General features: G+C 67.9%; 26 protein-coding genes and 2 tRNA genes. 11 read left to right on the top strand and 17 right to left on the bottom strand.

The genetic code is table 11. The annotated features are described in order from the left end of the window. Positions 1-40: 40 nt before the first annotated feature. Complete coding sequence (pknB, locus tag ACRQ4C_RS00365; RefSeq protein ID WP_290133366.1) at positions 41-1,861, top strand: Stk1 family PASTA domain-containing Ser/Thr kinase; 1,821 nt, start codon at positions 41-43, stop codon at positions 1,859-1,861. Positions 1,862-1,976: 115 nt separating this feature from the next. Here the strand turns inward: pknB and ACRQ4C_RS00360 are convergent, their stop codons facing one another. Continuing rightward, entirely contained in the window at positions 1,977-2,621 is a 645-nt protein-coding gene (locus ACRQ4C_RS00360; RefSeq protein ID WP_290133367.1) for an anthranilate synthase component II, read from the bottom strand. Between the two features lie 82 nt (positions 2,622-2,703). On the opposite strand from ACRQ4C_RS00360, the gene ACRQ4C_RS00355 reads away from it, so the two are divergent. After that, positions 2,704-2,958 (top strand): cell division protein CrgA, encoded by a 255-nt coding sequence (locus ACRQ4C_RS00355; protein WP_058724800.1) that lies wholly within the window; start codon positions 2,704-2,706, stop codon positions 2,956-2,958. Between the two features lie 335 nt (positions 2,959-3,293). On the opposite strand, the gene ACRQ4C_RS00350 is transcribed toward ACRQ4C_RS00355, so the two are convergent. Both ACRQ4C_RS00350 and ACRQ4C_RS00345 read right to left on the bottom strand, forming a co-directional pair. Further along, entirely contained in the window at positions 3,294-4,004 is a 711-nt protein-coding gene (locus ACRQ4C_RS00350) for a rhomboid family intramembrane serine protease (protein WP_439689634.1), read from the bottom strand. A 146-nt stretch (positions 4,005-4,150) separates the two neighbouring features. Next, the gene (locus ACRQ4C_RS00345; RefSeq protein ID WP_290133369.1) at positions 4,151-4,690 is read right to left on the bottom strand and encodes a peptidylprolyl isomerase; all 540 of its coding nucleotides are present in this window, start codon (positions 4,688-4,690) and stop codon (positions 4,151-4,153) included. A 116-nt stretch (positions 4,691-4,806) separates the two neighbouring features. Here ACRQ4C_RS00345 and ACRQ4C_RS00340 point away from each other — a divergent pair, with 116 nt between their 5' ends. Next, the gene (locus tag ACRQ4C_RS00340) at positions 4,807-5,379 is read left to right on the top strand and encodes a hypothetical protein (protein WP_058724803.1); all 573 of its coding nucleotides are present in this window, start codon (positions 4,807-4,809) and stop codon (positions 5,377-5,379) included. A 64-nt stretch (positions 5,380-5,443) separates the two neighbouring features. Here ACRQ4C_RS00340 and ACRQ4C_RS00335 read toward each other — a convergent pair whose 3' ends face one another. The 11 genes from ACRQ4C_RS00335 to dnaA form a co-directional block, all read right to left on the bottom strand. Then, complete coding sequence (locus ACRQ4C_RS00335; RefSeq protein ID WP_439689633.1) at positions 5,444-6,037, bottom strand: dihydrofolate reductase family protein; 594 nt, start codon at positions 6,035-6,037, stop codon at positions 5,444-5,446. A 309-nt stretch (positions 6,038-6,346) separates the two neighbouring features. Then, positions 6,347-6,419 (bottom strand) — tRNA-Ala (locus tag ACRQ4C_RS00330). 32 nt (positions 6,420-6,451) lie between these two features. Continuing rightward, positions 6,452-6,528 (bottom strand) — tRNA-Ile (locus ACRQ4C_RS00325). A 76-nt stretch (positions 6,529-6,604) separates the two neighbouring features. Next, on the bottom strand, positions 6,605-7,012 hold the full coding sequence (locus tag ACRQ4C_RS00320) for a DUF3566 domain-containing protein (protein WP_022904049.1): 408 nt from the start codon (positions 7,010-7,012) through the stop codon (positions 6,605-6,607). Then, the gene (gene gyrA / locus ACRQ4C_RS00315) at positions 7,005-9,641 is read right to left on the bottom strand and encodes a DNA gyrase subunit A (protein WP_439689632.1); all 2,637 of its coding nucleotides are present in this window, start codon (positions 9,639-9,641) and stop codon (positions 7,005-7,007) included. Before gyrA ends, ACRQ4C_RS00320 begins: the two co-directional genes overlap by 8 nt. A gap of 128 nt (positions 9,642-9,769) precedes the next feature. Then, a complete protein-coding gene (gene gyrB, locus ACRQ4C_RS00310) occupies positions 9,770-11,746 on the bottom strand; it encodes a DNA topoisomerase (ATP-hydrolyzing) subunit B (RefSeq protein WP_058724804.1) in 1,977 nt (658 codons plus the stop codon). Positions 11,747-11,879: 133 nt separating this feature from the next. After that, positions 11,880-12,380, bottom strand: a complete 501-nt coding sequence (locus ACRQ4C_RS00305) for a DUF721 domain-containing protein (RefSeq protein WP_290133372.1) — start codon at positions 12,378-12,380, stop codon at positions 11,880-11,882. Beyond that, positions 12,380-13,618 (bottom strand): DNA replication/repair protein RecF, encoded by a 1,239-nt coding sequence (gene recF, locus ACRQ4C_RS00300; protein WP_439689631.1) that lies wholly within the window; start codon positions 13,616-13,618, stop codon positions 12,380-12,382. The genes ACRQ4C_RS00305 and recF overlap by 1 nt, the downstream gene beginning before the upstream one ends. 33 nt (positions 13,619-13,651) lie before the next feature. Beyond that, the gene (gene gnd / locus ACRQ4C_RS00295; RefSeq protein ID WP_439689630.1) at positions 13,652-14,539 is read right to left on the bottom strand and encodes a phosphogluconate dehydrogenase (NAD(+)-dependent, decarboxylating); all 888 of its coding nucleotides are present in this window, start codon (positions 14,537-14,539) and stop codon (positions 13,652-13,654) included. Between the two features lie 70 nt (positions 14,540-14,609). After that, the gene (gene dnaN / locus ACRQ4C_RS00290) at positions 14,610-15,755 is read right to left on the bottom strand and encodes a DNA polymerase III subunit beta (RefSeq protein ID WP_290133375.1); all 1,146 of its coding nucleotides are present in this window, start codon (positions 15,753-15,755) and stop codon (positions 14,610-14,612) included. A 599-nt stretch (positions 15,756-16,354) separates the two neighbouring features. Continuing rightward, positions 16,355-17,815, bottom strand: a complete 1,461-nt coding sequence (dnaA, locus tag ACRQ4C_RS00285; RefSeq protein ID WP_439690927.1) for a chromosomal replication initiator protein DnaA — start codon at positions 17,813-17,815, stop codon at positions 16,355-16,357. 524 nt (positions 17,816-18,339) lie between these two features. Between dnaA and rpmH the strand changes: the two genes are divergently transcribed. The 8 genes from rpmH to ACRQ4C_RS00245 all read left to right on the top strand — a co-directional run bounded on the left by rpmH (position 18,340) and on the right by ACRQ4C_RS00245 (position 23,290). Beyond that, complete coding sequence (rpmH, locus tag ACRQ4C_RS00280) at positions 18,340-18,477, top strand: 50S ribosomal protein L34 (protein ID WP_019181680.1); 138 nt, start codon at positions 18,340-18,342, stop codon at positions 18,475-18,477. 61 nt (positions 18,478-18,538) lie between these two features. Continuing rightward, positions 18,539-18,889, top strand: coding sequence for a ribonuclease P protein component (gene rnpA / locus ACRQ4C_RS00275; RefSeq protein WP_439689629.1), 351 nt, complete (start codon positions 18,539-18,541; stop codon positions 18,887-18,889). Continuing rightward, a complete protein-coding gene (yidD, locus tag ACRQ4C_RS00270) occupies positions 18,886-19,263 on the top strand; it encodes a membrane protein insertion efficiency factor YidD (protein ID WP_290133378.1) in 378 nt (125 codons plus the stop codon). Before rnpA ends, yidD begins: the two co-directional genes overlap by 4 nt. A gap of 8 nt (positions 19,264-19,271) precedes the next feature. Beyond that, entirely contained in the window at positions 19,272-20,234 is a 963-nt protein-coding gene (yidC, locus tag ACRQ4C_RS00265; RefSeq protein ID WP_439690926.1) for a membrane protein insertase YidC, read from the top strand. Further along, a complete protein-coding gene (locus ACRQ4C_RS00260; RefSeq protein WP_439689628.1) occupies positions 20,235-20,732 on the top strand; it encodes a protein jag in 498 nt (165 codons plus the stop codon). Continuing rightward, on the top strand, positions 20,729-21,373 hold the full coding sequence (rsmG, locus tag ACRQ4C_RS00255; RefSeq protein WP_439689627.1) for a 16S rRNA (guanine(527)-N(7))-methyltransferase RsmG: 645 nt from the start codon (positions 20,729-20,731) through the stop codon (positions 21,371-21,373). Before ACRQ4C_RS00260 ends, rsmG begins: the two co-directional genes overlap by 4 nt. 58 nt (positions 21,374-21,431) lie before the next feature. After that, positions 21,432-22,325 carry a ParA family protein gene (locus ACRQ4C_RS00250; RefSeq protein WP_290133380.1) on the top strand — a complete coding sequence of 298 codons (894 nt, stop codon included), beginning with the start codon at positions 21,432-21,434 and terminating at the stop codon, positions 22,323-22,325. After that, a complete protein-coding gene (locus tag ACRQ4C_RS00245; protein ID WP_439689626.1) occupies positions 22,325-23,290 on the top strand; it encodes a ParB/RepB/Spo0J family partition protein in 966 nt (321 codons plus the stop codon). Before ACRQ4C_RS00250 ends, ACRQ4C_RS00245 begins: the two co-directional genes overlap by 1 nt. A gap of 634 nt (positions 23,291-23,924) precedes the next feature. Here ACRQ4C_RS00245 and ACRQ4C_RS00240 read toward each other — a convergent pair. The 3 genes from ACRQ4C_RS00240 to ACRQ4C_RS00230 form a co-directional block, all read right to left on the bottom strand. After that, a complete protein-coding gene (locus ACRQ4C_RS00240) occupies positions 23,925-24,473 on the bottom strand; it encodes a YdcF family protein (protein WP_439689625.1) in 549 nt (182 codons plus the stop codon). Between the two features lie 76 nt (positions 24,474-24,549). Beyond that, a complete protein-coding gene (locus tag ACRQ4C_RS00235) occupies positions 24,550-25,512 on the bottom strand; it encodes a D-alanine--D-alanine ligase family protein (protein ID WP_439689624.1) in 963 nt (320 codons plus the stop codon). A gap of 40 nt (positions 25,513-25,552) precedes the next feature. Next, positions 25,553-26,857, bottom strand: a complete 1,305-nt coding sequence (locus ACRQ4C_RS00230) for a PLP-dependent aminotransferase family protein (protein ID WP_439689623.1) — start codon at positions 26,855-26,857, stop codon at positions 25,553-25,555. Positions 26,858-26,991 lie beyond the last annotated feature (134 nt).

The following is a 26,991-nucleotide window of genomic DNA, read 5'->3' as shown; positions in this document are numbered from 1 at the left end:
CCTGCCGTACACTTGGCCGGACGAACAGACGGAGGAGTACGTGCCAGAAGGTGTGACAGCGGGGATCACGCTCCTCGCCGACCGCTACGAGATCGGTGACGTCATCGGTCGTGGCGGCATGGCCACCGTGCACCTCGGCAACGACACCCGGCTCGGGCGCAAGGTGGCCGTCAAGCTGCTGAAGCCGAGCCTCGCCAACGACCCGGCGTTCCGGACCCGCTTCCGGCAGGAAGCCCAGTCGGCCGCGCGGATGGCCCACCCGACGATCGTGCGCGTGTACGACGCGGGCGAGGAGACCGTGACGGAGACCTCCGGTGCCGAGGTCCAGGTGCCGTACATCGTGATGGAGCACGTCGAGGGGCGTCCGCTCTCCGACATCATCTCGGACGGTCCGGTCGCCCCGGCCGAGGCCGTCCGCATCACCGAGGGCATCCTCACGGCCCTCGAGTACTCGCACCGTGCCGGGGTCGTCCACCGCGACATCAAGCCGGCGAACATCATGGTCACGCACACCGGCCAGGTGAAGGTGATGGACTTCGGCATCGCCCGCGCCATCACGGACACCTCCGCCACGGTCGCGCAGACCACCTCGATCCTCGGCACGGCGTCGTACTTCTCGCCGGAGCAGGCGCGCGGCGAGACCGTCGACGCCCGCACCGACCTCTACTCGACCGGTGTGGTCCTCTTCGAACTGCTCACCGGACGTCCGCCGTTCATCGGCGACAGCCCGGTCGCGGTCGCCTACCAGCACGTGAGCGAGCAGCCTGCCGCTCCGTCCACGATCACATCGGACGTCTCCCCGGCACTCGACGCCGTGACCCTGCACGCCCTCGTCAAGGACCGCACGCGTCGGTTCCAGAGCGCGGCGGAGTTCCGGACCGACCTGCAGCAGGCGGCCGCCGGTCAGGTGCCGTCCTCGACGCGGAAGCTCCAGCAGCAGCACGCGAGCGACGCCTCGACGATGCTGTTCGGCGTCAACCCGCGCACCACGTCGAACCCGGCGGTGGCGTTCCGCGAGCTCGACGACGACACCGCCGAGCACCGGCCGCAACGCACGCAGAACCGCCCCCCGGTGGCGTGGATCTGGGTGGGCATCGTGCTCATCGTCGCGATCATCGCCGCGACCGTGTTCTTCGTCGCGAACCTGCAGCCCGGCAAGGCGCCCGTGTCGTCCTCGGTGACGGTCCCGAACGTCGTCGGTGCCACGTGGGACTCGGCGGCCACGCGACTGAAGAAGGACGACCTGGTCCCCGTCAAGGTCCCGGAGGCCTCGGACGACGTCGATCGCGGATCGGTCATCCGGACGGAACCCGGATCGGGCAACACGGTCGCGCGCAAGTACAAGGTGAACGTGGTGGTGTCCTCCGGGCCGGCCCAGGTCACCGTGCCGAACGTCGCGAACCAGACGCAGGACGCCGCCCAGCAGGCGCTCCAGGCCGCCGGGCTCGAGGTCGGCGCGGTGAGCTCCGACTACTCGTCGAGCGTGCCCGAGGGCACCGTGCTGAGCAGCGACCCGGGCAGCGGTTCGACCGCCACCAAGGGCACGGTCGTGAACCTCACGGTGTCGAACGGCAAGGTGCAGCTCCCCGACGTCACGAACCAGCAGTTCCCGGCCGCGAACCAGACGCTGCAGAACCTCGGGCTGACCGTCGGGCAGAACCCGTCGTACTCCTGCACGGGTGGTCTCGTCACGCAGCAGGACCAGCCCGCGGGCGACATCGCCCAGGGCAGCACCGTCACGCTGACCTACTGCGCCGGTTCTGCGCAGCCGCAGCAGACCGAGCAGCCGTCGCCCGGCGACTCCTCGGGCGGCAAGGGCGACGGCGGCAAGGGCGACGGCGGCAAGCGCGACGACGGCTGACGCCGGTCCGTCCGGCAAGCGCAACGACGGCTGACGCCGATCCGGCCGGGAGGCCCGCCACGGGTCCCAGGAACACCGGGCCTGTGCTCCTGGTCGCCTCGGCCGCGGAGCGGCGTCAGGGCCGGTGTGCGGCGATGAGCGGGTTGAGGTCGGCCGCCCGCGCAGCGGCGCCGTCCAACCCGGTGGTCTGGAGCCAGTTGCCCACCATCCGGTAGCCGCCCTCCGTGAGGACGGACTCGGGGTGGAACTGCACGCCGTAGACGGGGTGGTCGCGGTGCTCGACGCCCATGATCACGCCGCCACCCGTCCGAGCCGTCACGACGAGCTCGTCGGGGACCGTTCCGTCGACGATCGCGAGGGAGTGGTAGCGCGTCGCGGTGAAGGGGTGCGGGACACCGGTGAAGAGCGTGCTGTCGTCGTGGTCGACCTGCGACGTCTTGCCGTGCATGAGCTCGTCCGCGTGGGTCACGACCGCGCCGAGGGCTTCGGCGATGGCCTGGTGGCCGAGACACACGCCCAGCAGCGGCTTGTCGGCGGCGATGGCCGCACGGACGGTCGGGATCGACACACCGGCGTCCGCGGGGGTGCCAGGGCCCGGGGAGAGGAGCACGCCGTCGTAGTCGGCGATCCGCTCGGCGATCTCGTCCTCGGAGAACGAGTCGTTGCGGACGACGTCCGTCTCGGCGCCCAGCTGCTGGACGTACCCGTTCAGCGTGTAGACGAAGCTGTCGTAGTTGTCGACGACGAGGATCTTGGTCATGAGCGGTTCACCGTACTCCTGGGGGATGTGCACAGTCGGAACGAGGCCTCTGCACACCTGTGTTGACGGTAGGATACCGGCCATGGCCAAGGACAAGGACCGCACCAAGCCCGCCCGGAGGACCCGAGCCGACTCGGTCGACACCGCGGGGGACAGCCCGAACCCTGTGTGGTTCAAGCCGGTCATGTTCGGCTTCATGCTGCTCGGGCTCGCCTGGGTCATCGTCTTCTACGTGTCCCAGGGCACGCTCCCGGTGCCGTCGCTCGATTCGTGGAACATCCTCATCGGCTTCGGCATCATGTTCATCGGCTTCCTGATGACCACGCGGTGGCGCTGACCGGCCTCCACACTCCTCGACGCCCGTCGTGCCGATCGGTACGGCGGGCGTCGTCGTTTCTCCACAAGCTTCGGGTTGCCGCGCGCGCTGGCGAGCGCGTTCTCCACCGATCACCCACAGCTATCCACACTTTCCACACCGCTCTCCACATGTAGATCCCCGAGTTATCCACATGTGAATCCACAGTGGGGATAATCACACGCGTGTAACTCACCGACCTGTCCACAGCTGTGGACAACTCGATGCGGAGGTTGTGGAAACGCAGCCTCCGACGCACCTCTGGGAACGACGAACGCCCTGCCGCTTCGTGCGACAGGGCGTTCAGGACGTCGAGATCAGGCGAACATGCCCGTCGCCCCCAGGAGGATCCCGGCGAGCAGGACCACCGCCTCGGTCACGAGCAACGCCGTCTGCAGACCGCGCTGGCGGATGTTCCGTGTCTTGGAGAACACGAATCCGGTGATGAACCCGAGCACGATGCCACCGATGTGCGCCTGCCACGAGATGTTCGTCCCGGGCAGGAACCCCACGATCAGGTTCAGTCCCATGATCACGAGCAGTTGCACCGCGTTGTACCCGAGGCTCCGCTGGATCACGAAGAACGCAGCGAACAGGCCGAAGATCGCACCGGAAGCGCCGACGACCGGCGAACTCGGGCTCAACAGGGTCACCGCGAGGTCGCCCCCGAGGCCCGACAGGAAGAACAGCGCGAGGAACCGCCAGGTCCCGAGGATGTTCTCGAGCATCCGCCCGAAGATCCACAGCGCCCACATGTTGAAGAGGATGTGGAAGATGGACGAGTGCACGAACAGCCCGGTGACGATCCGCCACGGCTGCGTGTCCGCGACCGGTGCGAAGTACAGCATCGCGCTCGTGAGCGCCCGCCCCGTCACCTGGTCGAGCAGCCACACCGCGACGCTGACCGCCACGAGGACGACGGTCCCCTTCTGGTCGAGCATCGCGAACCGTCGTCGAGCGACGGTCAGACCGCTCGGGGCACCCGATGCCCGACGGTTCGCCTGGAACTGCGCCCGCTGCTCACGCACGCACTCCGGGCAGTGCACACCCACCGCCGCCGGCGTCTGGCACTCGGGGCAGATCGTCCGGCCACACCGCTGACAGAGCACGAAGCTCTGCCGGTCGGGGTGCCGGTAGCAGGTGTTCGGGTTGGATGCCGGGTCGGTCAACGGGTTCAGACGTCCTCGACGTCGATGCTCTCGATGACGACGTCCTCGAGCGGCTTGTCACGACCGTCGGTCGCCACACCCTCGATGGCGTCGACGACCGCGCGGGACTCGTCGTCCGCGACCTCGCCGAAGATGGTGTGCTTGCCCTGCAGCCACGGCGTCGCCACGGTCGTGATGAAGAACTGCGAGCCGTTCGTCCCGCGGCCGCCCTGGATACCGGCGTTGGCCATCGCGAAGATGTACGGGTTCTGGAAGGTGAGCTCCGGGTGGATCTCGTCGTCGAACCGGTAGCCCGGGCCGCCGATGCCCTGACCGAGCGGATCGCCGCCCTGGATCATGAAGTCCTTGATGATGCGGTGGAAGACGACGCCGTCGTAGAGCTTGTCGGTCGAGACCTTCCCGGTCCCGGGGTGGGTCCACTCCTGCTTGCCCGTCGCGAGGTCGACGAAGTTCTTGACGGTCTTGGGAGCGTGGTTGCCGAAGAGGTTGACGCGGATGTCGCCCTTGTTCGTGTGGATCGTTGCGACAGCGGTGTGCAGAGACATGTTCCGATTCTCGCATGTACTGCTGACGTACAGACGGTACGCACAGGCAAGCCTCCGTGACCTGTCAGGCGGCGCGGTGGCAGGATGGGGACACGCCGATCCTGTGGAGGTACCAGATGACGATCGAGATCCCGCGCAAGCGCAGGAAGCAGATCAAGAAGCTCAAGGGCAAGACCGCCTCGCTCCTCGGTGAGCAGCGCAAGGTCCTCGAGCACGCGAACGCGATCCTGGCCGAGGCCCGCTCCAACGCGGCCGACGCGGCCCGCAAGGACATCGCACCCCGTGTGCAGAACGCCATCGACAACGGGATCCGTCCCGCCGTCGCTACGGGCGTGCACGCGACGAAGAGCGCCGCGCAGACCGCTTCGCACCGCTTCCAGACCGAGGTCGTCCCCGGACTCGTCGCGACCGCGGGCTCCGTGATGAGCGTCAAGGACCTCGCGAGCGACCCGCGCGTCAAGAAGATCGTCAAGGAGGCCCAGAAGAAGGGCAAGAAGGCGAAGAAGACGGCGGAGAAGTACGTGCCGCACCAGAAGAAGAAGGGCCTCGGCTTCGGGGGTGTCGCACTGATCGTGGTCGGTGTCGTCGCCGTCGCGGGCGCTGCTTACGCCGCGTACCAGACCCTCCGCGCCGACGACGACCTCTGGGTCGCCGACGACGCCGACACAGCGGAGAAGCCCGCCGCCTGACCTCCTCGGTTCGTACGACGGCCCCCGGCACGCGCCGGGGGCCGTCGTCGTACCGCTGTCCGTCTCAGTGCACGACGTCGTACACGCCGGTGACGATCCCGGTGGGCGAGACCGACGTGCGCACGACCTGGAGTTCCGCGGGGGTGTCCCCGAACAGCCGCTGACCGCCACCGAGCACGACGGGGATCACCGTGAGGACGTAGCGGTCCACGAGCCCGAGGGCAGCGAGCTGCCGGACGACGTCACCGCTCCCCAGCACGACGACCTCGCCCTCGACCGTGTCGACGGCGCGCCGGACCGCTGCACCGAGGTCCCCGGCGAGCCGTTCGGAGTTCGGGTACGGCAGCTCGAGGTCCGGGTCGCGCGTGACGACGTACTTCCGGGTGTCCCGCAGCACCGGGGTGAAGGGGTTCTCCTCGGTCACGCCGAGCCAGTGCCCCACGACGTCGGAGTAGGTCCGCCGACCGAACAGCATCGCCCCGTCCGCCGATCCCGATCCGCCGCCGAAGGCCGCCATCGCTGCTTCGGGGTCCGCCGCGAGGGGCGCGACCGCCCACCCGCCGAGCCGGAACCCTCCGCGGGTGTCCTCGTCGGGTGACGCCGGTGCCTGCATCACGCCGTCGAGACTGACGTTCTCCACCACCACGAGCGTTCCCATGGGCCCATCCTGCGCCGGTGGCGCAGCGTGCGTTCCGCACGGACCAGCGGACGGGAGGCCCGTGGCGGCGCCGACCCGCGCCTCCAGTCCGTCCCGACCCACGGCGACGACGGCGCGACCCGGTGCTCCTGCGACGCACGCGCCGCAGGAGCGGCGGCGCGTCATCAGCACACGACGAAGCCCCTGGGAAGCGACAGAGTCGCGACCAGGGGCGCCTGCGACGCACGCGCCGCAGGAGCGGCGGCGCGTCATGGGCACACGACGAAGCCCCTGGGAAGCGACGGAGTCGCGACCAGGGGCTTCTGCGAGTGGAGCCTAGGAGAATCGAACTCCTGACATCCTGCTTGCAAAGCAGGCGCTCTACCAACTGAGCTAAGGCCCCGAGAGGTCCAGCGTACTGGACCGAGGAGGAGATGGTGGGGCTACAAGGACTTGAACCTTGGACCTCTTCGTTATCAGCGAAGCGCTCTAACCGCCTGAGCTATAGCCCCTCAGACCAGATGAGAGCCTACCGTACCGATCTCGCAGAACGAAATCGAGCGGTCGACCCCACCTGGCCCGGGTGTGTCAGTTGTTCGTGAAGCCGACGAGCAGGCCGCCGGTGATCCGCACACTGAGGTTGTAGAGGACACTCACGATCGCGCCGAGCACGGTGCCGACGACCACGTTGAGGATGCCCACGACGATCGAGAACCCGAGCACCTGGCCCAGCGAGAACTGGTCCATGATCGAGTAGTTGTTCTGACCGGTGACGTCCTTCAGCAGGGCGTCGACCTGGGTGAAGACGCCCGTCTGGTTCAGGATGACCCACACCAGCGCCGTGGCGACGACGATGACGATCGAACCGGCGAGGGCGATGAGGAAGCTCAGCTTCACCATCGACCAGAAGTCGACGTACACCAGTCGCAGGCGGACCTGCCGGGTGCCGACGGGCCGCTTCGCCTTCTTCTGGAGCTTCTCGGCGACACTACTCATTGCTTGACTGGTCCTCTCCGGCCTCGCGGTCGGCGGGCTGGTCGTCGGCTGCTTCGGTCGGGCTGACCGTCTCCACCGGGCCCGCGGGCTCGATCTCGGCGTCGTCCTGGTCGTCCAGGTTCCGCTCACTGTTCCGGGCCACTGCGATGATGCGGTCGTTGTCCGCGAACCTCGCGAAGACGACGCCCATCGTGTCGCGGCCCTTGGCGGGCACCTCGGCCACGGCAGACCTTACCACCTTGCCCGATTGCAGCACGACGAGCACCTCGTCGTCCTCGCCCACGATGAGAGCCCCCACAAGGTCGCCCCGGTCGGCCGCCAGCTTGGCCACCTTGATGCCGAGACCGCCACGGCCCTGCACGCGGTACTGGTCGACGGAGGTGCGCTTCGCGTACCCGCCCTCGGTCATCACCCAGACGTATCCGTCGTCCGAGACGACCCGCGCCGCGAGCAGGGAGTCGTCGTCGCGGAAGGACATGCCCTTCACACCCGAGGTCGATCGGCCCATCGGGCGGAGCGCGTCGTTCGAGGCGGTGAAGCGCAGCGACATGCCGTGCTTCGACACGAGGAGCAGGTCGTCGGTCTCGTCGACGAGCAGCGCCTGGACGAGGGTGTCCCCGTCGCGGAGGTTGATCGCGATGATGCCGCCGCTGCGGTTCGTGTCGTACTCGGTGAGCGCGGTCTTCTTGACGAGCCCGTGCTGCGTCGCGAGCACGAGGTACTGCGCGGCCTCGTAGTCGCGGATGTCGAGCACCTGCTGGATCTGCTCGTCGGGCTGCATCGCGAGGAGGTTCGCGACGTGCTGACCCTTGGCGTCGCGGCCGGCCTCCTGCAGCTCGTACGTCTTCGCGCGGTAGACCCGGCCCTTGTCCGTCAGGAACAGCAGCCAGTGGTGCGTCGTGGTGACGAAGAAGTGCTCGACGACGTCGTCGGCGCGGAGCTGCGCGCCCTTCACCCCGCGACCACCGCGGTGCTGGGACCGGTAGTTGTCGCTCCGGGTGCGCTTGACGTACCCGCCGCGGGTGATGGTGACGACCATCTCCTCTTCGGGGATGAGGTCTTCCATCGACATGTCGCCGTCGAACCCGAGCATGATCTCGCTGCGACGGTCGTCCCCGAAGCGCGCGACGATCTCGTCGAGCTCCTCGATGACGATCGCGCGCTGCCGCTCGGGCTTCACGAGGATGTCGTTGAAGTCGGCGATCTTCCGCTCGAGTTCCTCGGCCTCGTCGTGGATCTTCTGCCGTTCGAGGGCGGCGAGGCGACGGAGCTGGAGCTCGAGGATCGCGCGCGCCTGGATTTCGTCGACGTCCAGGAGCTCCATCAGGCCGGAGCGGGCCTCTTCGGCGTCGGGCGACCGACGGATGAGCGCGATGACCTCGTCGAGCGCGTCGAGGGCCTTGAGGTACCCGCGCAGGATGTGCGCGCGCTTCTCGGCCTCGCGCAGGCGGTACTGGGTCCGGCGGACGATGACGTCGATCTGGTGGTCGACCCAGGCGGAGATGAACCCGTCGAGCGCGAGGGTGCGGGGCACGCCGTCGACGATCGCGAGCATGTTCGCGCCGAAGTTCTCCTGCAGCTGCGTGTGCTTGTACAGGTTGTTGAGGACGACCTTCGCCACCGCGTCGCGCTTCAGCACGATGACGAGGCGCTGACCGGTGCGGCCCGACGTCTCGTCGCGGATGTCGGCGATGCCGGCGAGCTTGCCGTCCTTCACGCCCTCGGCGATCTTGATCGCGAGGTTGTCCGGGTTCACCTGGTACGGCAGCTCGGTGACGACGAGGCACGCGCGGCCCTGGATCTCCTCGACGTTCACGACGGCGCGCATCGTGATCGAGCCGCGGCCGGTCCGGTAGGCGTCCTGGATGCCCTTGGTGCCGAGGATCTGCGCGCCGGTCGGGAAGTCCGGGCCCTTGATCCGCTGCATGAGCGCGACGAGGAGTTCCTCGCGCGTGGCCTCGGGGTTCTCGAGTGCCCACTTCGCGCCGTCCGCGACCTCGCGGAGGTTGTGCGGCGGGATGTTCGTCGCCATGCCGACCGCGATGCCGACGGAACCGTTGACGAGGAGGTTCGGGAACCGCGACGGCAGGATCGCCGGCTCCTGGGTACGACCGTCGTAGTTGTCCTGGAAGTCGACGGTCTCTTCCTCGATGTCCCGCACCATCTCCAGGGCGAGCGGGGCCATCTTGGTCTCGGTGTACCGCGGAGCGGCGGCGCCGTCGTTGCCGGCAGAGCCGAAGTTGCCCTGGCCGAGCGCGAGCGGGTACCGCAGGGACCACGGCTGCACGAGGCGGACGAGCGCGTCGTAGATCGCCGAGTCGCCGTGCGGGTGGAACTGGCCCATGACGTCGCCGACGACGCGGGAGCACTTCGAGAACGCGCGGTCGGGGCGGTAGCCGCCGTCGTACATCGCGTAGAGGACGCGGCGGTGCACCGGCTTCAGCCCGTCACGGACCTCCGGCAGCGCGCGGCCGACGATGACCGACATCGCGTAGTCGAGGTAGGAGCGCTGCATCTCGAGCTGCAGGTCGACCTGCGAGATGCGGTCACCGGAGACGACGATGTCTCCGCTGTCGCCGTGCACGATCTCGGGCTGCTCGTCGGCGCCGTTCTCGTTGTCGTCAGCCATGTGGCTTCGTTCCCTTTCTGGACAGCCTGGAGGCTGTGGTTCCGTTGGTCGCGCCGGGCGCGACCACAGGTGGTCGGGTCTGGTGCTCGCTGCTCACGCCGTGCCTCCCGGCTCGGCTGGTGACGAGCTCAGATGTCGAGGAAGCGGACGTCCTTGGCGTTCTGCTGGATGAACTGGCGACGCGCGTCGACGTCCTCGCCCATCAGCGTCGCGAAGACGCTGTCGACGGCGGCGGCGTCCTCGAGGGTGACCTGCAGGAGCGTGCGGGTGTCCGGGTTCATGGTGGTGTCCCAGAGCTCCTTGTAGTCCATCTCGCCGAGACCCTTGTAGCGCTGGATGCCGTTGTCCTTCGGGATCCGCTTGCCGGACGCGAGGCCGGCCTGCAGCAGCGCGTCGCGCTCACGGTCCGAGAACACGTACTCGTGCGCCGAGTTCGACCACTTCAGTCGGTACAGCGGCGGCTGCGCGAGGTAGACGTAGCCGCGCTCGATGAGCGGCCGCATGTAGCGGAACAGCAGGGTGAGGAGGAGCGTCGTGATGTGCTGGCCGTCGACGTCGGCGTCGGCCATGAGCACGATCTTGTGGTACCGCGCCTTCTCCGGGTCGAAGTCCTCGCCGATGCCGGCACCGAACGCCGTGATCATCGACTGGATCTCCTGGTTGGCGAGGGCACGGTCGAGACGCGCCTTCTCGACGTTCAGGATCTTGCCCCGCAGCGGGAGGATCGCCTGCGTGAGCGGGTTGCGCCCCTGCACGGCCGAACCACCGGCGGAGTCGCCCTCGACCATGAAGATCTCGGAGATCGTCGGGTCCTTCGACTGGCAGTCCTTGAGCTTGCCGGGCATCCCACCGGACTCGAGGAGACCCTTGCGGCGGGTGGTCTCGCGCGCCTTGCGGGCGGCGAGTCGGGCCTGGGACGCCTGGATCGCCTTGCGGATGACGTCGCGCGCCTGGGTGGGGTTGCGGTCGAACCAGTCGGCGAGCTCGGTGCCGACGACCTTCTGCACGAAGCCCTTCGCCTCGGTGTTGCCGAGCTTGGTCTTCGTCTGGCCCTCGAACTGCGGTTCGCCGAGCTTGATGGAGATGACGGCCGTCAGACCCTCACGGATGTCGTCACCCGTGAGGTTGTCGTCCTTCTCCTTGATGATCTTGTTCTCACGCGCGTACTTGTTGACGAGCCAGGTCAGCGCGGCGCGGAAGCCCTCTTCATGAGTGCCGCCCTCGTGCGTGTTGATCGTGTTCGCGAAGGTGTGGACGCTCTCCTGGTAGGAGGTGTTCCACTGCATCGCGATCTCGAGCGCGATCTGGCGCTCCTTGTCCTCGGCCTCGATCGAGATGACGTCCTCGTGGACCTTGTCGGACTTCTTCTGCGCGTTGAGGTACTCGACGTAGTCGATGAGCCCGCGCTCGTAGTGGAAGGTGTCCTTCCGGGCCTCTTCGCCCTCGTCCGGGGTGCGCTCGTCGCGGAGCTCGATCTTCAGGCCCTTGTTGAGGAAGGCCGTCTGCTGGAACCGGGTGCGCAGCGTCTCGTAGTCGAACTCGGTCGTCTCGAAGATCTGGTCGTTCGGCCAGAACGTGATCGTCGTGCCCGTGCGGTCGGTCTCCTCACCCTCGGCGACCGGGGCGACGGGGACGCCGTCGGTGTAGCTCTGCCGGTAGACGTGCCCGTCGCGGGCGACCTCGACGTCGAGCTCGGTGCTGAGCGCGTTGACGACGGACGAACCGACACCGTGCAGACCACCGGAGACCGCGTAGCCGCCACCGCCGAACTTGCCACCGGCGTGGAGGACGGTCAGGACGACCTGGAGGGTGGAGACACCCTCGGTCGGGTGCGTGCTGACCGGGATGCCACGGCCGTTGTCGACCACGCGGATGCCACCGTCTTCACGGATGGTGATGCCGATCGTGTCGCAGTAGCCGGCGAGGGCTTCGTCGACAGAGTTGTCGACGATCTCGTAGACCAGGTGGTGGAGACCGCGCGGACCCGTCGAGCCGATGTACATGCCCGGGCGCTTGCGGACGGCTTCGAGGCCCTCCAGCACCTGGATCTGGTCTGCACCGTAGGACGGTTCGTTCTTCTGTGCGTCGTCAGATCCTGATGTCATGTCGAGAGAGCTCCTGCCTGCGCGCGGAACACCCGCACACTGCACTGCCCAGTCTACCGCGTCGGGCGTTCGTTCGAGGCGGAATCCGGGCGCTGACGGGCCTTTTTTCGCCCGGCAGGATGAAATTGTCGGCTCAACCGTAGGTGTCGCGAGGACCGCGCCCCTGGACCGTCCTGGGACCGCGTTTCCAGGTGGGGGCGTCGGGCCCGGAAACCCGGATCGACTGGACCCCGGCCTGCGGGTGCCGTTCGGCGATGGTCGTGGTGATGGTCGACCGCATGAGTCGGAGCTGCGTCGCCCACGCCGTCGAGTCGCACCGGATGACCAGCGCACCGTCGTCGATGGTCACCGGACGGGAGTGCTTCGCGAGCTCTTCCCCGACGACGCCGGACCAGTCGACGAACAGCTCGGAACGTGCGAGCGGCTCGACCCAACCGAGTTCGTCCGCGAGCGACCCGACGACGTCGCCGAGGCCCTTCGGCTCACGACCGCGACCGTACGGCACCGAATCGGCGTCGACCTCGCGGGCGCGACGTCGACGAGCATCGACGGTCCGGAGCGAGGGGTCGCCGAAGACCGCCTTGAGGTGCCGGTAGAACCGGGAGGGCTCGGTCGGCTTCCACGGCTTCGGCATCAGGACGCCGTGTCCGCGGTCGACGGGTCGACGACCGCCGCGTTGCTCGGGTCGACGATGCTCCCCGCACTCGTCGGGTCGACGATCGTCCCCGCCTCGATGTGCACGGTGTGCGCCGCCAGCTGCGCGGGCACGTCCCCGAACACGGCCGCCGTGATGAGCACCTGCTCGTAGTCGGCGACCGCGTTCGCGAGACGTTCGCGACGGGACTCGTCGAGTTCCGCGAACACGTCGTCGAGGATGATGATGGGGTCGCCCAGGGTCGACTCCGCCCGGAGCACCGCGGCGCTCGCGAGCTGGACGGCGAGCGCGAACGACCAGGACTCGCCGTGACTGGCGTACCCGCGAGCGGGTAACCCGTTCAGTTGGAAGAGCACGTCGTCGCGGTGCGGACCGACGAGGGTCAACCCGCGGTCGAGTTCGTCGCGACGGCGTCGTTCGAGCGCGCTCCGGAACGCCTCGGCCGCAGCGGGCACGCTCACCGGCTCGTCCGGCGTCCCGAGCACCGGATCGGTGGCAGCAGCGTCCTCGGGGTCGACACCGCGGACGCTGAGCACGCCGGTGATGGTCGCCTCGTGGCGTTCACCGGCGACGGTCGCGTACGCCTCGGCCACGAACGGAGCGAGGCGTCGGGTGAGGTGGTCGCGCGCGGCGATGATCTCGGCGCCGAACTGGACGAGTCGGTCGTCCCAGACGTCGAGCGTCGACAGGGCGCCCGCCTTGGAGCCGGTGGCTCGCGCCGACTTGAGCAGGGTGTTGCGCTGCCGGAGCGTCCGGTCGTAGTCGGCGAGGACTCCCTGCATGCGCGGGGCGATCTGTCCGAGGAGTTCGTCGAGCATACGGCGTCGTCCGGCCGGTTCGCCGCGGACGAGCGCGAGGTCCTCGGGGGCGAAGAGCACGCTCGTGCAGTAGCGCGGGAGCTCCCGGGGCTTGATGGCCGCGCGGTTCACCTGCGCCCGGTTCGACCCCGAGCGGTTGATCTGCACCTCGGCGAGGATGCTGCGGTCCTCGTGCGCGAGCTTCGCGCGGACGATCGCCGCATCGCAGCCCTGGCGGACCAGCGCCGCGTCGGTCGGGACCCGGTGCGAGCCGAGCGTCGACAGGTAGCCGATCGCCTCGACGAGGTTGGTCTTGCCCTGTCCGTTCCGGCCGACGAACAGGTTCGGCCCACGTGCGAGGTCGACCTCCGCCTCCCGGTAGTTCCGGAAGTCGGTGAGTTGCAGGTGGTCGACGTGCACGCGGGCCGAGACGAGCTCAGGTGGTTACCCGAGCTACGCCTTCTTGACGGCGTGGCCGCCGAACTGGTTGCGGAGCGCCGCGACGGCCTTCATCGTCGGGGACTCGCTGCCCTGACGCGAGACGAAGCGGGCGAACATCGCGGCCGAGAGCGCGGGCATCGGCACCGCGAGCTCGATCGCCTCTTCGAGGGTCCAACGACCCTCGCCGGAGTCGTCCACGTATCCCTCGAGCTCGTCGAGCTTCGGGTCCTCGTTGATCGCGAGCACGAGCAGGTCGAGCAGCCAGGAGCGCACGACGGTGCCGCGCTGCCACCCGGCGAACACGGCGGGGACGTCGTGGATGATGTCCTTCGCCTCGAGGAGCTCGTACCCCTCGCCGTACGCCTGCATGATCGCGTACTCGATGCCGTTGTGGACCATCTTCGCGTAGTGGCCCGCGCCGACGCCGCCGGCGTGCGAGAAGCCCTGTTCGCGCGGGCCCTCGGGGCGGAGCGCGTCGAAGACCGGCATGGCGAACTCGACGTCCTCGGGGGCACCGCCCACCATGAGGCCGTAGCCGTTGTCCTTGCCCCAGACGCCACCGGAGACACCGGCGTCCATGTAGCGGATGCCCTTGGCGTCGAGCTGCTTGGCGTGCACCTCGTCGTCGAGCCACTTCGAGTTGCCGCCGTCGATGACGAGGTCACCCTCGCCCAGGACGTTCGACAGGTCGGTGATCACGTCGTCGGTGATCTTGCCGTGCGGGACCATGACCCACACGAGCTTCTTGCCCTCGGGGAGCGCCGCTGCGAGCGCGCCGAGGTCAGCGACGTCCGAGACCTCGGGGTTCGCGTCGTAGCCGGTGACCTCGATGCCTGCGTTGCGGAGACGGGCACGCATGTTGTTGCCCATGCGACCGAGGCCGACAAGACCGATGTGCATGATTTCCTCTTCTGTTCGTCGTCGCGCTGATGCAGGGGTGGCGCGTCAGCGCAGTGTTCGGCTGTTGCGCTTACCGCAGCAGGAGATTGGGCTGCAGCAGGTACCGGTATCCGTCCGTGGCAGGTGCGTCCTGCGAAGTCTGGCCGGTGAGGAGCACCGGGCCGGGCTTGTTCGGGTTCTCCGTCTTGGTGAAGGAGATGCGGACGAACTCGGAGTGCACCGCGTTCAACCCGTCCAGGAGGAAGGCGGGCTTCAGCGAGACCACCGTTTCCTCTCCGGTCAGCAACGCACTGATCGACTCTGACGCCTGCGCTTGTTCGGACCCGATCGCCTCGAGCGTGAGCCCGTCGACCGAGAAGGAGAACCGGAGCGCCGCTTCGCGCTCCAGGACGAGGGAGACCCGTCGGACCGCCTCGACGAGCTCCGCGGTGTTGATCACCGCGTGGTCGTCGACGGTCTCGGGGAAGAGCCGGCGGACCGGCGGGTAGTTGCCCTTGATGAGCAGCGAGGTCACGGTCTTGTCGTCGGCGTGGAACGCGATGAGCTCGCGGTCCGAGGTGCCGCTGATCGAGACCGACACGGTGGACGCCGAGCCGAACGTGCGGCCGACCTCCTGCAGGGTGCGCGCCGGGACGAGCGCGTGGAGCGGCTCGGAGCCGACACGGCCGGAGTCCCACGCGATCGTCCGGACGGCGACGCGGTACCGGTCGGTCGCGATGAGCGAGAGGTCGTTGTCGCCGACCTCGAGCTGCACGCCCGTGATGACCGGCGTGACGTCATCGCGGCTGGCGGCGACGGCGACCTGCGACACGGCCTCGGAGAACGCGTCGCCGGGGATGACGCCGGTCTGCGCACCGATCTCCGGGAGGGTCGGGTACTCCTCGACCGGCATGGACAGCAGCGTGAAGTGCGCCGAGCCGCAGCTCACCGAGATCTTGGTGTCCTCGGTGGTGAACGTGACGGGGGCGTTCGGGAGCCGGCTCGCGATGTCGTTGAGCAGTCGGCCGGAGACCAGGACCGTGCCCGGCTCGTCGATCTGCGCCGTGATGGACGTCTGCGCGGAGACCTCGTAGTCGAAGGACGACAGCGTCAGACGATCGCCTTCGGCGTGGATCAGCACACCGGACAGGATCGGGAGGGTCGTGCGCTGTGGGAGGAGCTTCACCGCGAAGGAGACGGCTTCGGAGAAGACGTCCCGGTTGACCTCGAACTTCACAGCTGGGACCCCTGTCGATCGTTTGGACTGTCCGGCCGCCCCATTGTGGCACAGCGCAGCGGCCGCCGGATTCTTGTCATCCCGCCGTCCACAAGGTTGTCCCGCGGAGATTCATCGTTAACCAGGATCAATGGTGTTAACGCCTGTGCACAGTGTGGATAACTCTGTGCATCCCGCTTGTCCACAGGGAACTACACAGGTGTGAGTTGTGAGTGGTGTGTTGACGAGCTCTGGATGAGTAATCGTCATCTATCCACTTCCATCCCCAGTCTCCACAGGTGGGGTCAGATCTGTGTACAACCGGACCGCGTGTCATCCACAGTTATCCACAGGCTTTCCACACTGTGGGAATCTCGCCGCCTGGAACCGTCTCAGATGGTGGACATGCGCGCATTCACACTGATCAGAAGGCGTGTCGCACGCATCCGACATGTCGCTGACGCGACGAGGAGACGGACTGGCGCGCCCCGCTCAGTGGTGACGCGCCGGCGTCGCGCGGGGCGCGCCGACCGAGCCGGCGAGGGAGGGGTGCCAGCCCGCACCGCGCCTCCAGTCCGTCCGCGTCTCGCGACGTGCGTCGCGCGCCGTACCCACCGGGGTCAGCGGTAGCGGCGGTCCTGCTTGATCCGGCTCGTGAGCTCGGTGACCTGGTTGTAGATCGACCGACGCTCCTTCATGAGCTCGGTGATCTTCTTGTTGGCGTACATGACCGTGGTGTGGTCACGGTTGCCGAACAGCTGCCCGATCTTCGGGAGGGACAGGCTCGTCATCTCCCGGCAGAGGTACATCGCGATCTGCCGCGCGGTCGCGATCGCCTGGGAGCGGGAGGAGCCGTAGAGGTCGTCGACGGAGAGCTTGAAGTACTCCGCGGTGTGGTTGATGATGTCCGTCGGCGCGATCACGTTGTCGTCGTCGAGCGTGATCAGGTCCTTCAGGACGGTCTGCACGAGCGCCATGTCGACGGCGGTCCGGTTGAGGCTCGCGAACGCGGTCACCCGGATGAGCGTGCCCTCGAGCTCCCGGATGTTGCTCGACACCTTCGACGCCATGAACTCGAGGATGTCGTCGGGCACCTGCAGGTGGTCGGACTGCGCCTTCTTGCGGAGGATCGCGATGCGCGTCTCGAGGTCGGGCGCCTGCACGTCGGTGATGAGCCCCCACTCGAAGCGCGAGCGCATCCGGTCCTCGAAGCCGGTGAGGTGCTTCGGTGCGACGTCCGACGTGATCACGACCTGCTTGTTGTGGTCGTGCAGGGTGTTGAACGTGTGGAAGAAGGCCTCCTGCGTGGAGTCCTTCCCCTGGAGGAACTGGATGTCGTCGATCAGCAGGATGTCGATGTCGCGGTACCGCTGCTGGAACTGGTTCGACCGGTTGTTCGCGATCGAGTTGATGAAGTCGTTCGTGAACTCCTCGCTCGACACGTACCGCACCCGGATCCCCGGGTAGAGGCTCTCGGCGTAGTGGCCGATCGCGTGCAGGAGGTGGGTCTTGCCGAGGCCCGAGTCACCGTAGATGAACAGCGGGTTGTACGCCTTGGCCGGAGCCTCGGCGACCGCGACCGCCGCGGCGTGGGCGAAACGGTTCGACGACCCGATGACGAAGTTGTCGAAGTTGTACTTCGGGTTGAGCCGGGACTCCGGCCGGCCACCGGTACCAGGGGCGTCGATCTGGCTCGGGACGAACGGCGCCTCGATGTACTGCCGGGGCGCGGCGCTCTGCTCGACGGTCGCCTGCGACGCTTCGGCGTAGTCGGGGACGTGCGTCGCGCTCACGACGTCCACGCGCGGTTCCGAGGCCATGTCCGGGTTGACGGTGATCGCGAAGTTGGCGACCGCGTCGTCACCGATCCGGGCGATCGCCTCGGTGATGGGGATGCGGATGCGTTGTTCGAGCATCCCGCGGGTGAGGTCGTTCGGCACCTCCAGGTAGAGGGTGCCGGCGAGCACGCCCTTCGGCTCGACCAGGTTGAGGAAGCCCTGCAGCTGCGGGGTGATGCGGTCGTCCTCGGCGAGGAGTCCGAGCACCGACGTCCAGAGGTCCTCGACGGGGTCGGCCGGCATCGTCATGTCGCGCTCGTCTCCAGGTTCGTTCGTGCTCGTGTGCTCGTCGGGTCATCGTCGGCGGTGGCGGCTGCACGCCGCGGGTCCCCCGGTACCGCTCGGTCGAGGACGGCGTCGGCGGCAACCTCGGCACCGGAGGCGGACACTGTGCCGAACCGTACGGTCCACAGGGTTGTCCACAGCCTTGTCCACGACCGCCCGACCGAGCTCTGGAGGGGGAATCCCCTGTCGTACCGGGCCGAGGGCGGATCGATCACACCACTGTACGGGACCACAGCGCGTCGCACCGAACCGAAGTTTTCCCCAGTGTGGACAATGGTCGTGCGCACTGCGGTCCCGGTCGTCGTTTGACCTCTCTGCCGCTGTCACGTACCGTTAACCAGTTGACTGCGGCCAGTTGGTCGCGCCCGTTACGCGTCGTTCGGTGCTCCGAGCGGCAACACACATACATACGTGACGGCTCACACGGACACTCGCGCAGTGCACTCTGGCGCAGTGATCGGTGCAGCCGCGTGGAGATCATCATGAGCAAGCGCACCTTCCAGCCGAACAACCGCCGCCGCGCCAAGAAGCACGGCTTCCGCGCCCGCATGCGTACCCGTGCCGGCCGCGCCATCCTCGCCGCGCGCCGTTCCAAGGGCCGCACCGAGCTCAGCGCCTGAGCAGGCATCGCCTGATCGGCCGCCGATCGGTCCGCTCGCGGACCGTTCTCCGGTAGCGAGCATGCTGGCCCGCGCCAACCGCATCGTCCGTGGGGACGACTACCGGTCCGTCGTGCGCCGTGGACGCAAGAGCGCCACGGCGCACGTCGTCGTATCCGTGGTCCGTCACCCCGGCGGATCGGTCGGACCGACGCGCTTCGGGTTCATCGTCGCGAAGACCGTCGGGAACGCGGTCACCCGCAACCTCGTTCGTCGACGCCTGAAGGCGATCGCGCACGAACTGCTCGCCGGCGTGCCGACCGGGCACGACGTGGTGATCCGCGCACTGCCAGCCGCTGCGCAGGCCGGATGGCCTACCCTGCTCGGAGACGTTTCGCGCTCGTTCGCGCGCGGAGTGGAGAAGGCAGCATGAACCGCAGTCGGCTGACCCGGATCGCTTGGGTCATCGCGTTGCTCCCGCGCAACGCGTGCGTCGTCGTGCTCCGTGCCTACCGCGCGGTCATCTCCCCGCTCTACGGGAACGTCTGCCGCTACCACCCGTCGTGCTCCCGGTACGCGCTCGAGGCCATCCAGCAGTACGGGGTGGTCCGTGGCTCGGCCATGGGGGCGTGGCGGATCGCCCGCTGCAACCCCTGGGCAGCCGGCGGCATCGACGACGTCCCGGAACGACGTCGTTCCTACACCGTGAACCGGTTCGGGTTCGTCACCGGCCCGACCTCCACACCGCAGCCCCAGCAGCCTGCGATCGCCCCGCTGCTGCTCTCCCAGCGAACGCGAAAGGCGTGACCGCCCCCATGGACTTCATCGGAACGATCCTCTGGCCGCTCAAGTGGGTGGTCTCCGCCATCCTCGTCGGCTTCCACTGGATCTTCGAGAACCTCGGCATGGACCCGGGTGCCGGCATCACGTGGGTGCTGTCGATCATCTTCCTGACCTTCGTGGTCCGCGCCGCGCTGATCCCGATCTTCGTCCGACAGATCAAGTCGCAGCGCCGCATGCTCGAGGTCGCGCCGCAGCTCAAGAAGATCCAGGACAAGTACAAGGGCACGAAGGACCAGTTCTCGCGCGAGGCCATGAGCCGCGAGACCATGGCGCTCTACAAGGAGACCGGGACGAACCCGCTGAGCTCCTGCCTGCCGCTGCTCATCCAGATGCCGATCTTCTTCTCGCTGTACTCGGTGCTGCACGAGGCGCAGATCAACAAGACGGGCATCGGCCTGCTCTCCAGCGACCTCGCTCGCTCCTTCGGCAACGCGTCGCTCTTCGGCGCCCCCCTGCACGAGACCTTCACCAACGCGTCGGGCTGGGAAGTCCGGGTGATCGCGGGCTTCATGATCGTCGTGATGACGGCGTCGCAGTTCATCACGCAGCTGCAGCTCGTCGCGAAGAACATGTCCCCGGAGACCAAGGAGTCTCCGATGTACCGCCAGCAGAAGATGATGCTGTACATCCTCCCGCTGGTCTTCGTCATCTCGGGTCTCTCGTTCCCCCTCGGCGTCATGTTCTACTGGCTCGCCTCGAACATCTGGACGATGGCGCAGCAGTACTTCGTCATCCGCAGCATGCCGACCCCGGGTTCCGAGGCCGCCCTCGCCCGCGAGGCCCGCCTCGCGAAGAAGGCCCAGCGCCGCGGTACCCCGGTGCTCGCGGAGGCCGGTGCCGGCGCAGCCGCGGTCGAGGTCGAGCCCGTGCGGGTCACGACGCAGCGTCAGCAGCCGGTCGGCAAGAACCGGTCGAAGAAGAACGGGAAGAAGTAAGTGACGGACGACACCACCACCGCCGAGGCGCCCGAGACCGACCACGACGAGGTCGAGCGCGACGAGGCCGACATCGCCGGTGACTACATCGAGGAGCTGCTCGACATCTGCGACCTCGATGGAGACATCGAGATCGAGGAGCGCGCTGGCCGGGTGTACCTGTCCGTCACGGACGACGGTGACTCCCTGCGCGTCCTGTCGAAGCCGGAGACCGTGACGGCGCTCCAGGAGCTCACCCGCATCGCGGTGCAGGCGGAGACGGGCGAGTTCAGCCGCCTGATCCTCGACGTCGCTGGCTCGCGCGACACCCGTGCGTCGGAGCTTCAGCGCCTCGTCGACACCGCGATCGAGCGGATCGAGGGCGGATCGTCCTCGGCGGCGCTCCCCCCGATGTCGTCCTACGAGCGCAAGCTGGTCCACGACCTCGTCGCCGAGAAGGGCTTCCACTCGGAGTCCGAGGGTGAGGGCCGCGACCGGCACACCGTCGTCACGCGATGACCGAGGCTTCCGCTCCGGAGCTCGAAGTCGAACCGGCCGCTGCGGCGGCGCTCTTCGGTGACCGCCTGGAGCTCGCGCGGTCCTTCACGAACGAACTCGCACGGCGGGGTGAGGAACTGGGGCTGATCGGCCCCCTCGAACTGCCCAGGCTGTGGACGCGACACATCCTCAACTCCGCACTCCTGGCTCCCCTCCTCGAGGCTCGTGGCCGGGTCGCCGACGTCGGCTCCGGTGCCGGGTTGCCCGGCCTGGTCCTCGCGATTGCGCGTCCGGACGTGCACTTCACGCTCATCGAGCCGATGGAGCGCCGCGTCGACTGGCTGAACGCCGAGGTCGAGCGCCTCCGCTTGGACAACGTGACGGTGGTCCGGGCGCGCGCCGAGGACGTCGCTGACGACATCGTAGTCGACCAGGTGACTGCCCGTGCCGTGTCAGCGCTGTCGAAGCTCATTCCCCTCACCGTTCCGCTCGTACGTTCGGGCGGACAGCTCATCCTGATGAAGGGTGCGCGAGTCGACGAAGAGGTCGAGAAGGCTCGCAAGGTCATCCTGCGCAAACGGCTCGGCGACGTCGAGGTCCTCGAGCTCGGAGACGGTGTGGTCGAGGAGACCACGCGCGTGTTCCGGGCTACAGTTGATTGACGCCGGCAGCAGCGCTCCGCGTTCCACGTGAAACACGAACCGGGGAAGAGGGCACTCGTTGAGTTCATCCACCGACTACGACGCGTCGACGCCGCTCGCTCGTGAGATCGCTGACCTGAACCGACGCCGGCGGGCCATCGCGACCCAGCAGTTCCCGCTGCCGGAGAAGACCCGCATCATGACGGTGTCCAATCAGAAGGGTGGGGTCGGGAAGACCACGACGACGGTCAACCTGGCTGCCGCCCTGGCGCACGGTGGCGCTCGCGTTCTGGTGATCGACCTGGATCCGCAGGGGAACGCATCGACCGCCCTCGGAGTCGATCACCAGGCTGAGGTTGCGAGCATCTACGACGTCATCGTCGACGAGGCGCCCATCGCCGACTGCGTCCAGCGCTCCCCCGAGTCGGAGACGCTCTGGTGCGTGCCGGCGACGATCCACCTTGCGGGCGCGGAGATCGAACTCGTGTCGCTCGTGGCGCGTGAACAACGGCTGCGGACAGCACTCGACCAGTACTTGGAGTCGCTCGACGAGCCGTACCACTACGTCTTCATCGACTGCCCTCCGTCGCTCGGCCTCCTGACGATCAATGCCTTTGTCGCTGCGGAGGAAGTGCTGATCCCGATCCAGTGCGAGTACTACGCGCTCGAGGGCCTGAGCCAGCTGCTGCGGAACATCGAGCTCATCGAGCGGCACCTGAACCCGAAGCTGCGCGTCTCGACGATCCTGTTGACGATGTACGACGGCCGGACGAACCTCGCGAACCAGGTGGCTGCGGACGTCCGGGAGCACTTCGGCGACCAGGTGTTGAAGTCGATGATCCCCCGCTCGGTCCGTGTCAGCGAAGCCCCGAGCTACGGCCAGAGCGTCGTGGCGTACGACGTCAACTCCACCGGCTCGCTCTCCTACCTGGAGGCGGCTTCCGAGATCGCAGCACGAGGAGCGCAGAACTGATGGCACCGAAGCGAACCGGACTCGGCCGAGGCATCGGCGCCCTCATCCCGACGGCGACCGAGCAGCAGGACCGTCCCGTCGACGTGTTCTTCCCGACAGGGGGCTCGCCGGCATCGGCGCCGACGGCAGAAGACCTCGTGGCCGTCCCCGGCGCCCGGCTGGCGAACCTGAATCCACTCGACGTCGTCCCGAACGCACATCAGCCGCGCAAGGAGTTCCGTGAGGAGGAACTCCAGGAGCTCGTGCACTCGATCCGGGAGATCGGAGTCCTGCAACCGATCGTCGTGCGCCCCATCACTGGTGCCTCCGGTACGGAGCCTCAGTTCGAACTCATCATGGGTGAGCGTCGGCTCCGCGCGACGAAGGAGCTGGGCCTCAGCACGATTCCCGCCATTGTCAAGGAAACCCCCGATGACGCGATGCTGCGCGATGCGCTGCTCGAGAACCTGCATCGCGCACAGCTGAACCCGCTCGAAGAGGCGTCGGCGTACCAGCAACTCCTCGCCGACTTCGGCATCACGCAGGAGCAGCTCGCGCAGAAGATCGGTCGCTCGCGGCCGCAGATCACCAATACGATCCGTCTGCTGCGTCTCCCCTCTCCCGTGCAGCGGCGAGTCGCAGCAGGCGTTCTGTCCGCGGGCCACGCTCGGGCGATCCTGGCAGCCCCGGACGCAGAGGCGATGGAGTACCTCGCCGAGAAGATCGTGAACGAAGACCTCTCCGTGCGCACCGCTGAAGCACTGGCGCAGCAGCTCGCCGCCGGAACTCCGGCGAAGCCCAAGCAGCAGCCGGCGAAGCGTCAGGCGCACTTCGACGACCTCGCAGAACGCCTGGGCGATCGTCTGAACACCCGGGTGAAGATCGCCGTCGGCGCGCGGAAGAGCTCGGTCACGATCGACTTCGCGAACGGCGAAGACCTGAACCGTATCCTCGCCGAGCTCGGTATCCGCGACATCGCCGAGTAGGCGGTCATCGGCGGCGCTGGTGTCTCCTCCTGCGGAAGTGTGCGCCGCACTCCTCCCCACTCCTCCGCACTCCTCCGCACTGCGCTCCACGGGCGGCGGGAGCCTCGGGCGTTGATCGTCAGCCGCACGAGGTCACGCGCCCATGGGCTCAGCAGCGGCCTGTGCGGCTGTCTCCGGGCCGAACGTCCTCGTCTTGAGTGTCGGTGTGCCCCGGGATCCGCAGCGGTGCCAGAGCCCGTTGAGTGGTTCGTGCACGCTCATCTGGCGCGTGGTGGCGGTGAGTTCCGCGGACGCGTCGACGAAGCGTCACGCCCTAGAGGCTGTCGCGGGACTCCTCATGATCGACCGTTTCACGTGGAACGGCAGGGTGCGGCTGTTCTGGGACGTCGGGCGCCTGCTTGACCGCTGTTTCACGTGGAACGTTGCAGGCCTGCAGCGCTGAGCACACCGGAGCTCGGTCGCGCAGTGCCTCTCTGACTCATCGTCGCGCGGGGTCGCGAGTACGCTCGCACAAGCGGACGCGCCTCAAGGCTGTGGCGTTCGTGCGCACCCCATGACGCAATGTTCCACGTGGAACAGTGGAACGTCAGGGCAGAGCGGTGGCGCTGCGACCAGCGCCGGCTCGACAGCTGTCTCACGTGGAACGTCGCAGGCGTGCAAGCTTCCAGACGCCGACTGCGGCGAACACTGGCTTGACCGCGGCCATTTCGCCCCAGCGATGGTCCGGACCAGGTACCAGCCGACGTGCGAGATCCGGACGCTGGCGGCGGAGATAGCGCCGTGCCTTCTCTGCATGCAGACTGTTGGACGCGAACATGATCCATTGTGCGTCGGCGAGAAGAGGCGTGACGTTGCGGACGTTCTCCCACGTGGAGCGACTCTCCGTTTCGACGACGACTCTGCCTGACCAACCGAGGTCGTCGCGGAGGTGACGACGAAGGAGTTCGGCCTCGGCGATGGAGCCGCGGACCGCTCCCCCGCTACAGATGATCGTGGTGCCGGGTCGACCGCGCGCACTCCGAAGGGCGATTCGAGCGCGCCAACGATTGATCATGTTGATCCGTGAGTGGCCGTTCGCGAAGCCGAGAACCACCACGCAGCCGGCGGCCATCGCATCTGGCGTGGCCGCGAGTCCGTGGCCACGCCGACTCGCGTGAGCGTGCAGAACGTCGGCGGCGATCATCACCGCCAGGGCGATCCCGGTACCCGCGGTCAGGAGGGATGTTCCACGTGGAACACGCCCTGGCTGCATCGCGGGGTCAGTGCGCGTCGTCGCGGATCGCCTGCTCGGCGAGTTCCGCGTAGGTCCAGCCGAGATCGAATCCCGATGCGGAGAGGGCCTGCGGGACGAGCGAGGTCTCAGTGAGGCCCGGCAGGACGTTGGCTTCGAGGAACCACGGCGTCCCGGCCCCGTCGATGATGAGGTCGACACGCGACAGGTGCCGGAGGCCGAGCGCTTCGTGCGCGGCGACGGCGGCCGCGGACACGGAAGCCGCCTGCTCTGCCGAGAGGCGCGCGGGGGTGTAGAACGTCGTTTCACCGGCGTTGTACCGCGCCTCGAACCCGTAGATTCCGCTCCTCGGCACGATCTCCACCGCCGAGAGAGCGACCGGGCCGTCGCCGGTGTCGATGATGCCGACGGCGACCTCCACGCCCCGGATGAGCTGCTCGACGACGACGTCGTCACAGTAGGTGTACGCCGTGACCATCGCACGGGGCAGGTCGTTCACGTCGTCCACCAGGGTGACTCCCTGAGCGCTGCCGCCACGGGCCGGCTTCACCGCGAGCGGGACAGGGTGCTCACCGGCGATGGCCGCGAGTACCCCGACCGCACCGAGCTCGCGGAAGACGTCGTGCGACAGGGTGATCGACCGGGGAGTCCGGACGCCGGCGCGCGCGACGAGCGCGGACGCGGTGGGCTTGTCCCATGCCAGCCGGGCCGACGTGGAACGCGAGCCGACGAACGGGATGTCGAGTGCCTCCAGGATGCCCCGCAGGGCCCCGTCTTCTCCGGAGGCGCCGTGCAGAGCCGGCCACACGACATCCGGGCGTGATTCGGCGAGAGCCGGCAGCAGCGAGGCGTCCGCATCCCGGAGGTCGACGTTCCAGCCGTAGCCGGTCAGGGAGTCGGCGACCCGTCGACCAGAGCGGAGGGAGACGTCACGCTCGTGTGAGATCCCTCCGGCGACGACGACGACGTGACGGTGTGCGGGCGCGGCCATGAGGATGGTCCTCCGTGCTGAGTACGAACGAAAGTGCTGATCAGGAGATGTTCGGCGGCGGAGCGGACACCGACGACGACGGCCGGACGACGGTGTTCGGCCGCGTGGCGGAACCGAACGTCTCGAGGAGCTCCAGCTCGTCGTTGACGACCGTCGCGAGACGCTTCACCCCGACCCGGATCTGCTCGGCGGTCGGGTAGCAGAAGGACAGCCGGATGTTCCCGCCGCCGCGACCGTCTGCGTAGAACGCGGTCCCCGGCGTGTAGGCCACGAGTTCCTTCACCGCGCGAGGCAGCATGCCCTTCGAGTCGAGGACGTCCGGCAGGGTGAGCCACACGAAGAACCCACCGTTCGGTCGGGTCCAGGTGAGGTCGGGCAGGAACTCCCCCAGCGCGGAGAGCATGGCGTCGCGGCGCTCGGCGTAGAGCCCACGGAAGGTGTCGATCTGACCCTTCCAGTCGGCCGCGTCGAGGTAGGCGTTGACGACGTACTGCCCGAAGGAGTTCGGCGCGAGCACGGCCGATTCGTTGGCGAGTACGAGCTTCTCGCGGATCGCGTGCGGAGCCAGTGCCCAACCGACCCGGAAGCCCGGCGCGAGGGTCTTCGAGAACGAGCCGAGGTACACCACGCCCTCGTCGTCGATCGAGCGGATCGCCTGAGGTGCCGGCTCGTCGAACCACAGGAGCCCGTACGGGTTGTCCTCGAGCACGAGGATGCCGTTCGAGCGGCAGATGTCGAGGACCTCGATCCGGCGCTCACGGCTCATCGTGACGCCAGCGGGGTTGTGGAAGTTCGGGATCGTGTAGAGGAACTTGATCCGCTTGCCCTGCGTCCGGAGGTTCGCGATCGCCTCGCGCAGAGCCTCCGGGACGAGGCCGTGCTCGTCGGTGGTCACGTGCACGGTCTCGGCCTGGTACGAGCGGAAGACGCCGATCGCGCCGACGTAGGACGGTGACTCGGCCAGGACGACGTCGCCCGGATCGATGAAGAGTCGCGTGACGAGGTCCAGGGCGTGCTGCGAGCCGGTGGTCACGACGACGTCGTCCGCCGAGGCACGGATGCCCTCGAGGCTCATCACGTCGACGATGTGCTCGCGCAGGGACCGCAGGCCCTGCCCTCCGCCGTACTGGAGCGCCATGGCGGCGTCCTCGGCCATCACGCGATCGATCGAGCCCGTCACGAGCTCACGGGGCAGGGCGGAGACGTACGGCATTCCCCCGGCGAGGGAGACCACCTCGGGGCGCGATGCGACGGCGAACAGGGCTCGGACCTCGGAGGCGCTCAGCCCGGCGGTGCGCTGGGCGTAGGAGTCGTACCAGGGGTCGAGGCTGGTGCCGTTCGTCATCGTGTGCTCCGTTCACTGAGGCATTCCCGCCACACTACGACATGTGCTGCGGAAACCCGGGGTCCGATCGGCCTCCCGTGGCCTGCATCGTGAGAGAACGCACCACCGGACGCACAGGTGCCCGGCCAGCGACA

The sequence above is a fragment of the Curtobacterium sp. SP.BCp genome (genome assembly GCF_051903255.1).
Taxonomy (GTDB): Bacteria; Actinomycetota; Actinomycetes; order Actinomycetales; family Microbacteriaceae; genus Curtobacterium.
This window is presented reverse-complemented; position numbering and strand designations above follow the sequence as displayed.

Excerpts from the sequence above, each read along its gene's own strand:
- ACRQ4C_RS00360 (WP_290133367.1), bottom strand. The coding sequence starts at position 2,621 with ATGACCAAGATCCTCGTCGTCGACAACTACGACAGCTTCGTCTACACG.
- ACRQ4C_RS00355 (WP_058724800.1), top strand. The coding sequence starts at position 2,704 with ATGGCCAAGGACAAGGACCGCACCAAGCCCGCCCGGAGGACCCGAGCC.
- ACRQ4C_RS00345 (WP_290133369.1), bottom strand. The coding sequence starts at position 4,690 with ATGTCTCTGCACACCGCTGTCGCAACGATCCACACGAACAAGGGCGAC.
- ACRQ4C_RS00340 (WP_058724803.1), top strand. The coding sequence starts at position 4,807 with ATGACGATCGAGATCCCGCGCAAGCGCAGGAAGCAGATCAAGAAGCTC.
- ACRQ4C_RS00335 (WP_439689633.1), bottom strand. The coding sequence starts at position 6,037 with ATGGGAACGCTCGTGGTGGTGGAGAACGTCAGTCTCGACGGCGTGATG.
- ACRQ4C_RS00320 (WP_022904049.1), bottom strand. The coding sequence starts at position 7,012 with ATGAGTAGTGTCGCCGAGAAGCTCCAGAAGAAGGCGAAGCGGCCCGTC.
- gyrA (WP_439689632.1), bottom strand. The coding sequence starts at position 9,641 with ATGGCTGACGACAACGAGAACGGCGCCGACGAGCAGCCCGAGATCGTG.
- gyrB (WP_058724804.1), bottom strand. The coding sequence starts at position 11,746 with ATGACATCAGGATCTGACGACGCACAGAAGAACGAACCGTCCTACGGT.
- ACRQ4C_RS00305 (WP_290133372.1), bottom strand. The coding sequence starts at position 12,380 with ATGCCGAAGCCGTGGAAGCCGACCGAGCCCTCCCGGTTCTACCGGCAC.
- gnd (WP_439689630.1), bottom strand. The coding sequence starts at position 14,539 with ATGCACATCGGTCTTGTCGGCCTCGGTCGCATGGGCAACAACATGCGT.
- dnaA (WP_439690927.1), bottom strand. The coding sequence starts at position 17,815 with ATGCCGGCCGACCCCGTCGAGGACCTCTGGACGTCGGTGCTCGGACTC.
- rpmH (WP_019181680.1), top strand. The coding sequence starts at position 18,340 with ATGAGCAAGCGCACCTTCCAGCCGAACAACCGCCGCCGCGCCAAGAAG.
- rnpA (WP_439689629.1), top strand. The coding sequence starts at position 18,539 with ATGCTGGCCCGCGCCAACCGCATCGTCCGTGGGGACGACTACCGGTCC.
- yidD (WP_290133378.1), top strand. The coding sequence starts at position 18,886 with ATGAACCGCAGTCGGCTGACCCGGATCGCTTGGGTCATCGCGTTGCTC.
- yidC (WP_439690926.1), top strand. The coding sequence starts at position 19,272 with ATGGACTTCATCGGAACGATCCTCTGGCCGCTCAAGTGGGTGGTCTCC.
- rsmG (WP_439689627.1), top strand. The coding sequence starts at position 20,729 with ATGACCGAGGCTTCCGCTCCGGAGCTCGAAGTCGAACCGGCCGCTGCG.
- ACRQ4C_RS00245 (WP_439689626.1), top strand. The coding sequence starts at position 22,325 with ATGGCACCGAAGCGAACCGGACTCGGCCGAGGCATCGGCGCCCTCATC.
- ACRQ4C_RS00240 (WP_439689625.1), bottom strand. The coding sequence starts at position 24,473 with ATGATCGCCGCCGACGTTCTGCACGCTCACGCGAGTCGGCGTGGCCAC.
- ACRQ4C_RS00235 (WP_439689624.1), bottom strand. The coding sequence starts at position 25,512 with ATGGCCGCGCCCGCACACCGTCACGTCGTCGTCGTCGCCGGAGGGATC.
- ACRQ4C_RS00230 (WP_439689623.1), bottom strand. The coding sequence starts at position 26,857 with ATGACGAACGGCACCAGCCTCGACCCCTGGTACGACTCCTACGCCCAG.